Origin of the sequence: Frankia tisae (assembly GCF_025403405.1) — a bacterium.
GTDB lineage: Bacteria > Actinomycetota > Actinomycetes > Frankiales > Frankiaceae > Frankia > Frankia tisai.
The window spans coordinates 1-12,888 of record NZ_JANEZT010000190.1; the positions used below are offsets into that span (position 1 = coordinate 1).

The 12,888-nt window shown below is 72.9% G+C and carries 5 protein-coding genes; all 5 read left to right on the forward strand.

Going from position 1 to position 12,888, the window contains the following annotated elements:
- On the forward strand, positions 1–242 hold a 242-nt coding region (locus NBZ85_RS18295), incomplete at its 5' end, for a hypothetical protein (RefSeq protein ID WP_261562287.1).
- A 104-nt stretch (positions 243–346) separates the two neighbouring features.
- Entirely contained in the window at positions 347–790 is a 444-nt protein-coding gene (locus NBZ85_RS18300) for a YbaB/EbfC family nucleoid-associated protein (RefSeq protein WP_261560619.1), read from the forward strand.
- Complete coding sequence (locus tag NBZ85_RS18305) at positions 787–1,119, forward strand: hypothetical protein (RefSeq protein WP_261560618.1); 333 nt, start codon at positions 787–789, stop codon at positions 1,117–1,119. The genes NBZ85_RS18300 and NBZ85_RS18305 overlap by 4 nt, the downstream gene beginning before the upstream one ends.
- A gap of 55 nt (positions 1,120–1,174) precedes the next feature.
- Complete coding sequence (locus tag NBZ85_RS18310; protein WP_261562288.1) at positions 1,175–11,395, forward strand: hypothetical protein; 10,221 nt, start codon at positions 1,175–1,177, stop codon at positions 11,393–11,395.
- A gap of 97 nt (positions 11,396–11,492) precedes the next feature.
- Positions 11,493–12,716, forward strand: a complete 1,224-nt coding sequence (locus NBZ85_RS18315) for a hypothetical protein (RefSeq protein ID WP_261559471.1) — start codon at positions 11,493–11,495, stop codon at positions 12,714–12,716.
- Positions 12,717–12,888: the final 172 nt, after the last annotated feature.

Here is a 12,888-nt window from a genome sequence, read left to right on the forward strand (position 1 = left end):
GCGGGATGCCCTTCATGCCCATGGGCGGCATGGGCGGGGGCCCCGGCCAGGGCCAGTCCAAGGAACGACAGCGTAATACCTGGCTGACCGAGGACGAGGAGGTATGGGGCACGGACCCCGAGTGCGCGCCGGCGGTCGTCGGCCGCGCCGACGGCCCGGCGTCGAGCGAGCCCGACGTCACCCAGGGCCCGGTCGTCGTCCCCTCCCCGCCGACCCGCGACCGCACCCGCCGCGGGCGGTGAACCCGGCGGGGCTCGCCGGCAGACCACCGTCCCCGGCTGCCGGCGAGCCCCCACCACCGGTCTGGGCACAGGGCCCGGATCACCGAAGGAGAAGGAGGAGGCCCATGGCGCTGTTCGACGACAGCCTGCTGGAGTCCACGCTCGCGGAACTAGCCCGCACCGAGGAGATCACCACCCGGATCCGGACCGAGGGCGCCCAGGTGACCTTCCAGGCCAGCGACAAGAACAAGCTGCTCTCGGTGACCGTCGGTGGGCAGGGCGACATCCAGGAACTGAAGTTCCGCGGGGACGCCTACCGCGAGCTCGCCCCCGCCGAGCTTGCGGGCCTGCTCGTCAAGACCATCGAGCAGGCCCGCAAGGGGGCGCGGGAACGTGCCCTGGCCGGCGTGCAGGAGCTGATGCGGGAGCTGCCGTCGTCGGTGGGTCGGCTCGCGGAGATCGGGTCGGTGGAGGAGCTCGTCGACGAGCTGACCGACATGTTCACCCGGAACATGCCCGACGACGGCCGTGCGCCGGTGCCGCCGGACGAGACCGGGCAGTGGGCATGAGCGACGAGCTGCTCGAACACGACAGCGACGAACTCGCCCGCGCGGTGTCGCCGCTGCTGGGCTACCGCGGCATGGTGGTCACCTTCGGCACCTGGCTCGACGGGGTGGCCGGTACCGACTTCGTCGGCGATGCGAAGGACGAGCCCACGCTGTACGCGAAGTTGACCTTCGACAAGATCATGACGGCCTTCGGGAAGATCTACGGCGCGCTGGGCCAGGCAATCGGCCTGCAGGGCGACCGGTTGGACCTCGTGCGCCACATCGGCGACCAGACCGAGGACGGCACGACGCAGACCGCCGAGGGCTGGCCCGGGGGCCATCGGAGCTGACAGCCCGTCACCGTTCCCGTCGATCCCACCGTACGGCCCCGAAGGGAGGCGCCGGGTGTCGAAATCCATGGATGAGGCGATCTACGCCTTCACCGGGATGCGGCTGCCCGGCGCGAAACTCCCCGTGATGCGCGCCCTCGCCGACGACCTGGACCACGGCGCCGAACAGGTGACCACGCAGCTCGCGACGGAGCTGGAACAGATCATCCGCTCGGTCAAAGCCACCGTGAACAACACCGCCGGGAAACGGTTCGTCGCGCAGACCTCCCAGTTCGTCATCGAGGACCCGAAACTGCTGCTGCAGGCCGGCCTGCTGCTGAAGTCGGCGGCGGCGATGCTGCGCAAGCAGGAACTGCAGATGGACTACACCCGCAAGCAGGGTTTCGTGATGTTCATCTTCATGCAGATCCAGCTCGCGATCGCGGCGATCGAGGCCGCCTTCGGCCAGCCGGAGGAGGCGGCGGCGCGCATCATCACCACCCGCACGCTCATCCAGCGCGTGCTGTCCCTGGCGACGGCGAAGACGGCGGCGCATATCCTGGCGATGCAGATGCTGTTCATGCCCGGTTCGTCGATCGTGGCGCAGGCCTGGCAGATCCTCGAGGGCCGGCGCGGCGGCTTCGACAACGGCGAGATCCTGCACATGGTCAAGTACGGCCTGGCCGCCGCCGGCACCAGCCTGCTCGGGCTGCCCGGGATGAAAGGCTTCATGACCAAGTCGGACGCCTGGCTCAAACATATCGGTGTCGTCGGCGGGGCCGAAAATCCCATCGCGAGTATCGCCCTGGAAAGCGCCCTCTCCGTCATCCTGGAGGCCGGCGGCGGAATCATCGCCAGCGGCCTGGTCGACGGCGACTGGAGCCTGACGTCCGTCGTCGACGACGCAATCTCCGGCGCCGTCGAGGGCAGCACGGAGAACGCCGCCGGGCACGTGGGCCGCGGGGGCCGCAAAGGCATGCAGGGAGCGGGCCTCATCCCGCCCGACGTCATCCCCCCGCCGGCCCCGATCCCCAACAATCTTCCCGGCGGCCCGTCGGGCCCGGGCCCGGATACGGGTGACTCACCCGACGGCGGGACCGGCCAGAACAGCGGCCCCTCGGGTGGCATGGGCTCCTCGGGCGATGTGGGGCCCCACCGGGGGACGGGCCCCGCCGTCGCCACCCCGCACGCTGGCGGCTCGGGCCTCGGCGGAGGGCAGACCGACGGCCCGGACCTGGCATCGATACCGGATATCAGCTCGTTCTCGGATGTCGGCTCGTTCTCGGATGAGGACTCGATCGGGGACTGGGACTCGATCGGGGACTGGGACTCGGGGTCGGAGCCAGACGGGGACTCGGGATCGGAGGCGGACGGGGACTCGACGTGGGACACCGCCTCGGTGTTCAGCGTCGCCTCGGTCGGCTCCACGTACACCGACGCGACAGACGTCGACGACCTGCCCCACCTCGCCGACCTGCCCAACTTCGACGATCTGCTCGACTTCGGCGACCTGCCCCACCTCGCTGACCTCCCCGGTCAGAGCGGCCACCCCAAGCCGGAGGACCCGTACGCCGCAGCCGGCGGGCCCGCCCCGAGCGCTGCACCGCACGGCCCGCTCGTGCCCATGCCGGCGGCGGACCCCGTGATCGACCCCACCGACGTCCCGTCTCCCGCCCCGCTCCCGTCTCCCGTCCCGCTCCCGTCTCCCGTCCCGGTGCCGCTGGCCCCACCGGCGCCTGTGCCGCCAGCCGGCGGCAGGCCCGCCGTACCAGGGCCCGGAAGCTGGGCGGCCCCGGACAGCGGCGCAAAGCCGGTCGGGCCCGCGCCGGCGGCACCGTTGCCCGCCGCGCTGACCGCACCGTCCGCGCCAGCTCCAACGCCGCCGGCGGCGTCAGCCCCGGTGCCACCATCGGTGTCGCCGAGTGTGGTACCGGTGCCGCCGCCGGTGCCGGAGGTCGCGCAGCCGGGGCCGACCGCGCAGCCGGGGACGGTGACCCCGTCGGTAGCCGTGGCACCCACCGCTGCGCCGGCGACGCCCGCCATACCGCCGCCGGCGACGCCCGCGACCGTTCCGGTCACGTCGGTGGATGTCACTCCCGCCCCCACACCGTCCGCTTCCCCGGCCGCTGTGCGCTCCACGGCCACGGTGGCCGCGCCGGCTGTGTCTGGGCCGGCTGTGTCTGGGCCGGTAATTCCGGCGGAGCCTCCCGTCCCTGCAGCTACGTCGGTCCTGCCCGGGTCGCCGAACCCGGGCCTGCCGAGTGCGCCGCCGGAGCTGGTGGCGCCCTCCACCCCGCCGGTCGGCGGGCAGCCGTCCGATCCATCCGTGGTCGGTTCGGCCGAGCCGCTGGCGGGTGCCACATCGGCCCCGTCTGCTGTGGCACCCGACGTGGCCCGCGCGATCCAGCCGTCCGACGGCGCCGTGCTGCCGAACCCGCCGCTCCCCTCGGTCGACTTCCCACTCGTGCCGACGGACTCCCCAGCGGTGCCGGTGGACTCCGCGATTGCGCCGGTGGACTCCGTGTCTCGGCCCGCAGCCGTGCCGGTGGACCCCGTGGTTGCGCCGCCGGACTCCATGCCTCTGCCCGCGGAACCTCCGCCCGGGGCTGCGACCGCCGGGCCGACGGATCGTCACGCCGGTGCGCCGCCGGCGACCGGGACCGTTGTCGCCGGCGGATTCTCCGCCTCCGGCCACCAGCTTCCGCTCGTCATCGGGTCCGGCATGCTGACCGGCGCTGCAGTCGGGCCGCTTGCGACGGCCGGGCCCCCGACCGTCGCTCCCGAGCTGTTCCCGGAGCTGTATGCCGAAGTGGAGCCGCTGCCGTCGCGGGCAGCGGGGCTGCCGGTGGGGGAGCAGGCCAGGGTGGCCCCGGTGCTGGACCGGTTGCGCGAGGCGTTCGGGAACGGGCCGAGCATCACCGCCGACTGCATGGTGCGTCTCGTCGAAAGTGCCCGCGGGCTGATGGGATCGGGCCGTCCACCGGTCGCGAGTGCCGGGAGCCGGGCAGGCGACGACGCGACCGGGCCGGCGCAGCGACTCGCGGGGATGCTCGGCACCCCCTGGCAGCGAATTCCCACCTGGCACGGCGTGCTCGACCAGGTCCGCACGCTGGGGCCTGGGGCAGCGGCCTACCTGGTCGCCGGGCCGCCGGGCCTGGCTCGCCACGGTGCGATGCTGCTCAACGTCGGCGACCGGCTGGTGTGGATCGAGACCCAGCTCGGTGGCGAACAACGGGTGCTGGCGTTGAACCGACCGCCGCTGCGCCCGGTGGATCTACGGGTACTGGTCGCCGGGCCGGACGGTCGGGGGATGGCCGTCGACACCGGCTCCGCCGGCCACGGCGGGATCGCAGCGCTGCCGCCGGTGAGCACGGCGAGCGCGGGTGCGCTCCCGGCGCGCACACACCAGCCGGGGATGACGGCCTGGGGCGATCGCGGTGGCCGGCGGACCGCGAGCTCGGTGCGCGGTACGGCCAACCGTCTCACCGGCGGCGTCACCGGACATGACGCCCCCGCGGACGTTCCCCCCGCGGACGCTGTCCCCACGGCTCCCGCACCGCCCGCACCGAGCTACTCGCCCGCACCCGCCGCCGACGTGCCGCTGGAGCAGGGGATCGCCGCGGTGCTCGAGCCCTGGGTACTCGACTTCGCCCGGGACGCCGGGGTCGACGTCGCGGCCATGTTCCTCGACCACCAGGCGGGCGGGCGCCTGGGGGATCTTCAGCGGGTCGTCCTGACGCGCATCGCCGAGCTCGATGCGGCGGGCGCGATCCACGGCGCCGACTCCGAGCCGGCTCCGCCGGCCTACCCGCGGCCCCAGCCGGATTCGATGGCGCTGGTGGGATCGATGCCCGCGTCGTCGTGGGTGCCTCGTCTCGGCATCACCGATCCGGTGGAGGTCGAGCAGGTCGAGCAGGCATGGTGGCGCGTCGTTGCGGCGCGCCACGAGGTCGGGGCGGCCCAGGCAGCCTACGCCCGTCTGAATCTGCAGGTGGGGGACGGTCCCGGTGGGCCGTCGAGCTCGACGGCGGCCGGTCTGGGTAAACAGCCCATGAATCCGCGGCAGCGGGACGCCTGGGAGCGGCTGGTGCGCGCCGAAGGCCACCGCGACGACGCCACCGCGGACCTGGCGCGGCTGGGCCAGCGGCCGGACATGGTCCAGTCGGCCTACGACGACGCACTGCGTCAGTGGGCGAAGGACCGCCCGGCGCTGCGCGGAGGTGCGCAGCCCCCCGGCGAACAGCCCGGTAACCCCGCACCGGCGCCCGAGACGCTCGCGCCGGTGGTGCCTGCTTCCGAGGTCCCGCTACCCGAGGTCCCGCTACCCGAGGTCCCCATGCCCGAGGTGCCTGGTTTCGAGGTGCCTGCGCCAGAGAGACCGGCACCTGGGGAGGCGATCGTCCCTGCGCCCCCGGCTGATCCTGCTCCGGCTGATCCTGTGCCGCCGGCTGATCCTGGTCCGCGGTCGGCTTTGGATGTGGTGTTCGGTGATGCGTTGCGGCGGAAGGATGTGAAGTCCTGGGAGGTCGATGACAGGAGTGATATTCGGCTGAATCCGTTGTGGACGACGTTGGAGAGGTTTTCGCCGAAGCATGTGGAGGGTGCTACGCCGGGGATGGTGTGGCAGTACGCGGTGGGTGCGGACGGGGTGATCTATCTGGGTAGTGAGGAGCCGTTGACGGTTGTTCCGCCGGAGGATGTTGCGAGTTTGTACAGGGGTGTGGTGAGGGCGGGGGAGGTGCGGGCGGAGCGGGTGGTGCAGGCGGAGCGGGAGGGTCGGCCGGTGGCGCCGGAGGACAGGGAGCCGGTGCCGTCGTTCGAGGAGTTCGTGGACAAGATTGTGAACTTGGGTCATCCGTCGATTGTGGTGGGTTTTGATGCGGCGGGTCGGGCGGTGGAGATGACGGCGCGGATGAGTGGTGAGCTGCGCCGTCGGCCTGACGGGTCGCTTGTTGTGAATGACAAGTCGGGTCGGTTCATGAGTAAGAAGGTGCGGCATGAGCCGCCGGCCGAGGATCTGAACACGTGGATCAACAATGTGGGGCGGGCTTTTTCGCGGCGTCTGGGTGTTCCGGTCGAGGTCGAGCTGCTCAAACACGCCCAGCCCGCACCGCCCCGGGCCCCGGTGCTGGAGCTGCGTGGGGATGGCCAGCAGGCATGGTGGTTGGGGATGGTCCAGCCAGGAACGTCGACCGCCGCGCCCGCAGGTCACACCCGCTATCACCGCGATCTGGCCGGCGGGGAACGGCTCGACATCGTAAACCCGCCACTCGCCATCGGCGAGCCCGTGACGGGCACCGTCGTCGACGCCGCGGGTGCCGTCGTCCTCACGGGCACGGTCGACCGCCGTGATGACGGCGGCTTTCGGATTGCGTCGGGGCCCGACCACTTTCATGAGTACGACGACTCCGGGCAGCCGGTCCGCTCCGCTCTGCCGACCAGCGGGCCGGGTGGGCCGCAGGGACATCTCACCATCGACTGGTTGCAACACGCGGCGCACGGGGCGGACCCGGCGCACGGGGTGGACCCGGCGAACACGGTGGACCCGGCGAACACGGTCCGCACCTGGCAGGTCGACCGGGAGGACGGGGGCGGGTTCCGGCTGACCGACGGCCGGGAACAGCGGGTCTACGACGTCGGCGGTGTTCTGCAGGCCCAGGACATGCCGCTGCGCGGTGTCGACGGCCTGCCGCTCGACGGCGTCCAGCTCCATGTCGACCTCAGCCCGAACGCGGACCCGCCGCATCTCCTGCCCACCGACGGCGGTCCCGCGCCGGGAGCGACGGTGACCCGCATCGGCGGCGGCTACCGGGTGGTGGACACCGGGCCAGGCCCGGGCCAGGGCGTCGTGCGGGACTACGACTGGGACGGGCGGCTGGTGGCCCAGCGGCTGGCCCTGACGCAGCCGCCGTCCCCAGCCCCCGCGCCCCCAGCCGCGTCCACGCCGGCGCCGTCGGGGCCGGCTCCTACGCCACCGCCGTCGCTGGGCCGGGTCGACATCGCCTGGCCCCAGGGGACCGCGCGCACCGTGGACCTGGCCGGATCGGTCCGGGACTGGCGAGTCAGCTCCCTGCCCGACGGCGGATTCCGGCTCGACGACCCCGGCGAGCCCGTGGATTCCGGGGGCCACAACGATCCCCGCGACCCCGACGATCCCCGCGACCACCGGGTCTTCGACGCCTACGGCCGGCTGCTCGGCGAGAGGACCTCGCTGTCCCACTCGCTGCGCCCGGACCTGCTGCGGGACCTCGGCCGGGTCGACATCGACTGGGTGGCGGGGACGGCCACCACCGTCGACCCGGACGGGGCGGCGCGGACCTGGCAGGCCGTCAGGGACGGCGCCGGCGGGTTCCGGCTCGACCACGACGGCGACATCCAGGTGTTTTCGGCCGACGGTGACCTGCACCAGGAGACGCTGGCGCCGCGGGACCCCGGTGGCGCCCGGATCGCCGGCCAGGCGATCGTGGCCGATCTGACGGCCGGCCGATACACCCTGCAGGGAGCCGACGGTCAGCCGGTACCGCAGCGCACCGTCACCCCGCACGGCAATGGATACCAGGTGACGGACGACGGCCCGGGAGCGCACCGGGGCGACCACCGCATCTACGACCGCAGCGGGTCCCTCCAGGTTGAGCGGCTGACGCCGGCCGACCCGGCGGTGCCGGCGGTGGCGGTGGGCCGGGCGCCGCAGCACATCGAGATCGACTGGAACGGTGCCACCGCCCAAACGTTCCGCCCCGGTGGCCAGATCGCGAACTGGCAGGTCACGGCGGGTGCCGGCGGCCGAGTCGAGCTGCGGGATCCCCGCGGCGACGGGCAGACGTACGAAGCGGACGGCCGCCTCGTCACGGAGCGGGTGCGGATGTCCGACCGGGCACAGCCGACGCCGGCGGCGCAGGACCTGGGACACGTCGACATCGACTGGGTCACCCGGACGGGGCGCACCGTCGACCCACTGGGTAACACCCGCACCTGGGCGGTCGTCCCCACCGGCAGCGGGGAGTTCCACCTGGAGACCCGCGACGGGGAGCGGCGCGTCTTCGCCGCAAACGGCGACCTGCTGGAGCAGGACATCCCCCTGCGCACGGCCGGCGGCGTGATCCAGGGCCACCGCCAGCTCCACCTCGACCATCGACCGGGCGCGGCCACACAGCTCAGCCTGCTCAGCGGCGGCCACCCGGCGGCCGTCACCGTGACCCGCACGCCGGACGGGTTCCGGCTCGCCGACACCGGGAGCGGGCAGCACCGCTCCGACTGGCGGGAGGTCGACGGGGAGGGCCGGCTGCTGCGCGAAAAGATCAGTTTCCTGGACGAGCGGGGCCGTCCCGACGGCACGCACTTCCTCGTCGACCTGGCCCCCGGCACGCCGGCGTCGTGGACCCGCCGCGACGGGGCCGGTCCGCTGACGGTTCCCGATCCCGCCGGGGGCGCCACCCCTGTCGCTGCCTACAACAGCAGGGGCACCGCCAAGGCGCTGCACGACGGCAGCCTCCAGCTCGTCGGCGCGGACGGCACGCCGTTCTACTCCCGGGAGGTGCTCGGCGGCGGTAACCCGTTGGAGGTGCTGCGCTCACCCGACGGTAAGCGGCACTGGCACGAGTGGGAGGAGGGGCGCGGCGGCCTCTACGGCGGTCATGTCGCCCGGGGGAAACGGGCGTTCGGGGTGGAGTCCGACGGGGCGGTCTGGTCCGACCACGCCCACCATCCGGTCGCGGACACCCTGGTTCGCGAGGGCCGGACGACGCTGGCCAAGGGGCTGGTCCGCGGTGAACTCCAGCCGGGTGGGCACTGGCTGTGGTTCCGCTACGACAAGGACGGCCGGCTGCTGATGCACGGCGTTCGCCACCGGGACCGTCATGCCTGGACCGACACGTTCGGCCCCGGCGACGGCACCGGGACCCCGGTCACCTTCGCCCAGAAGCAGTACACGGCGTTCAACTCCTTCAAGCACGCCCTGCACTACCGGGAGCACGACCTTTCCCCGGACGGCGCGGGCAGTTACCGCGTCGAGCCGACCTACCAGGAGATCTCCCCGCAGGGGAAGGAGAGCGGCCGCGGGGAGATGTTGGCGGACGGCAACAGCATGAAGATCATTCGATATGCCGAGCAGCGTCCCCCGCAGATGGTCTGGCAGGCGCCGGGCGCGGTGTCGAACGCGGGGGGCCGGCTGATCGCCCGGTTCTTCGGCGCCAAGTGGGGGCAGGTCGACTTCCCTCAGCCTGGCGCGATCTTCGCGGACAGTCGCTACCAGGTGTATCGGTGGAAGGAGCGGGTGGGCCCGAACGTCGGGACCGGCGCGAACATCGTCCGAGGCGTGCGGGTGATGACCCCGGACGGGTCGTTCGCCGACTTCACCCAGAACGGCCACTTCGTCCGCGGCGCGCTCGTGGTCGACAACGGCAACACCGTCGAGATCGGCCGGACCGCGGCCGGCTGGGAACCCGCGGGCACCCTGACCACCGGCGTTCCCCGCCCGCCGCTGACCTGGCGGGAGATCAACGGCGCCAAGGCGACGGTCGCGACCGGGGAGCGCCACTTCCATGCCGGCGGGCCGGGCTGGATCGACACGGCGCAGCCCGGCGGGCCCTTCACCCCGCGGGTCGTCGTCCGCTACACCGACGGCAACGGGAACGTCGTGTCGTTCCTCGGCACGGACCAGCCCGTCTACCAGCCGAACCCGCCGGTGGGCACCGCGCCGTTCACCCTGACGGGCCGGGAGGCCACGATCACCCGTAACCCGATGGGTCAGATCGTGGGCCGGCGCGACACCTTCCCCGGCGCCACCGGCCCGGTCACGATCAGGGGCACGGGCCGTGCCGATGCGGGAAAGACCTGGAAATGGGAGGACGGCGCCGGCAACGACGGCGTGCGGATAAGCGGTCGCAACAACCAGGGGACCGACGCCTGGGACGACTCCTTCCGTGACTACCAGCAGCTCACCCCGGGCACCCGGACCAGGACCCGGGTCCGCGACGTCCGTGCGCTGGGCAAGGGGGCGTCGCTGTTCGCCTGGCGCGACGCGCACAACACCTGGCACTCCGAGATCCGCGACCCCGCCGGCAACGTCAAGGCCGGCAGTGCGGCGGTCCGCGAGTGGGCGACGGCGGGCCGGCAGGCGTGGCAGCCGGACGTCCCCCCGGGCACCGCGGCCACCGACTGGCGCGACGTCGACCCCGCCAACCCCCAGGAGATCCTGCGCGAACAGGTCGACGGCCGGGTGCGCGAGTACCCCCAACGGCTGCTGACCACCCAGCCGAGCGGGACCGGCGAATGGAAGGAGTACGACCACGGCGACGTCTTCCGCGAACGGAAGGAGACCGCACTGAACTCGGGGATCTTCCGCGAGACGGAGAAGTTCCACAAGCAGTGGCGGGAGACCGACGCGCGAGGCGACCTGCTGCGCTTTCGCAGCCTGTCCGGGACGGTGTGGGAGCGCTCACCACTCGGCCGGTGGCAGCTGGTTCCCCACTCGGCCTTCACCCTCGTCGGCCGAGAGTTCGAGCACCGAGGCCCGTTGAACCAGTTCCGTGGCTACGACCGGATGTGGCGGGAGTCCAACCGGCTGCAGTATGCCGCGGTCGACGGCCTGGCCGGCTCGTTCACACCCCGCGGCCGGCTCGTCTTCCAGCGGGCGGCGATCGACTTCAGCCAGGAGTTCCTCATCGACGCCGCGGCCATGATCCTCGCGACCGCCGCGGTCAGGCGCGGCCAGTTCCAGGGGCTGGACTGGGCACGCATCTTCACCGCCGCCGCCATCACCTCGTTGCTCAAGGTGGCCAACAGCGTGGCCCACGACATCCAGGGCAGTCCGCTGAAGTCCTGGAAGGACGGCCTCGCCAACGTCGACGGCGGCAAGCACTACACCCGTAAGCCGTTGAACCACGACAAGCACTGGGACAACGAGTGGGCCGGCCCGGAGAACCCACCCCGGTGGCGGGGTACCGGCTACGACTACTTCCAGGCCACCCTCCTCGTCGGCTTCCTGTCCTCCTTCGTCGCCCAGACCTCCACCTCGGCGCTTTACGGCATCCCGCCGAAGTACTTCCCGCTGCGGGGCCAGGACGCGGCCCTGACCGGCGCGGTGGCCGGCAGCGGCAGCCTGGTGTCCGGCGTCGTCCTCGGTGCCTTCCGCACGGCCCTGGTGGGCTTCAGCTCCGGGCGGTACTTCCACCGGGCCGGGCCCGCGGACATCACGCTGGGCTTCGTGATCCGGGTGGTCGAACGCATCATCGCGCTGGTGCTCCTGCGGAAGCTGGGGCTGCACGCCCAGAACCCGCGGGGTCATCAGTCCACGTGAACCGTTGCGCCCGGCTCAGGCGTGCTCTGGGCAGGCACGCAACCGACGCCGGCCGCCGCCAGGCGAGTGGGCGCCGTCGAGGCAGAGGGAGAACGCGGTGACCGAGGCTCCCGACATGCGCACCGGCGACGAGGTCGGCGAGGCCGGTGTCGGTCCGGCGGCTACCGACGATGCGGTCGAAGCCTGGCACTGGGCGCTGCTCGGTCTCGCCGGGTACCTGCCCGACGAGCTGATCAGCGAGGCCCGTTCCTGGCTCGCCGCCGGCCTGCGCCTCGACATCGCGCAGGCCATCGCCTTCACCGTCACCGCCGGACAGCTCGGGGCCGGCGGCGGGGAGCTGCGACTGGTCCGCGACGAGCTGGCGGCCGCCGGCCAGGACAGTGATCTCGTCCTGGCCCTGGACGCACTGCCGCTCGACGAGCGCCTGCCGAACGCCTGGGAGTTCCGTTCCGCCGACCCGGCCGCGAACGGTCCCGGCGCGGCCATGCCGCTGGATCTCACCGGCGAGCCCGGCCCCGGCGGGCTCGACGTGGCCGAACGGGCGATCGTCGAGGCCGCCCAGGCCGAGCCGGACGCGCTGGGCCTGTGGCGCTCCTGGCGGGTGCCGGCGGGCGGCGCCCCCTGGCCCCGGCCGAAGCGGATCTTCGTGGTCACCGCCGGGCCGCCGCCCGCCGAGCCCGAGCCCGAGCCCCGAGGATCGTCCCCGGCCGCGCTGGCCGCCCCGGCTGCGCTGGCCGCGCTGGCCGCCCGGCTGGGGGAGGTGCTGCTGGCCGCTGGCGAACCCGACCCGCAGGTCGAGGTGTGCCCGGCGGGCGTCGAAGCCCTCCCGTACCAGGTCCTCGCCCGGCACTCGGGTGCCCTGCTGTGGGCGCGCCAACCGGCCGCCGACGTGACGGTCGCCCGGGTCTTCGACGAGGTCGACCCGATCGCCGGTCCGCGTTTCGCCCCCGACCGGCCGCGCATCGACGACCCCGACGACCGGGCCGACCTGCTGGCCTGGCTCGACGCCGGCCATCCGATCCTCGGCACGTCCACCCGGATGGTCGACGTCGTGGTCCCCGACCGCGGCGAGGTGGTGCCGATGACGTTCCGCACCGACGGCCACTGGGTGTGGACCGACACCGCCGCCTACTACCTCGACCAGCACGGCATCGTCCCGGATCCGGACCTGCTGCGGCACATCGCGGCCGGCCCGTACCCGCAGCGCGTCGACGAGGTGACCCTGCACCGGGTGCTCACCCACCTGCTCGGCCCCCCGCAGGAGGCGACCGTGTGGGTCGTCCCGCAGATGGACGCCTCCCTCAGCCCGGACCCGGCATGATCGGCCAGACCGTCCTCGCCGCTCCTCCCGTCCCCGTCGCCGTTCCCGTTCCCGTTCCTGTTCCTGTTCCCGTTCCTGTTCCCGTCCCGCACCCCGCCGGCAACGTTCCCGCGCCCGGCGTCGTCCACCCGCCCGGCGTCGTCCACCCCGGCATCGTGGAGGCGCCCGACAC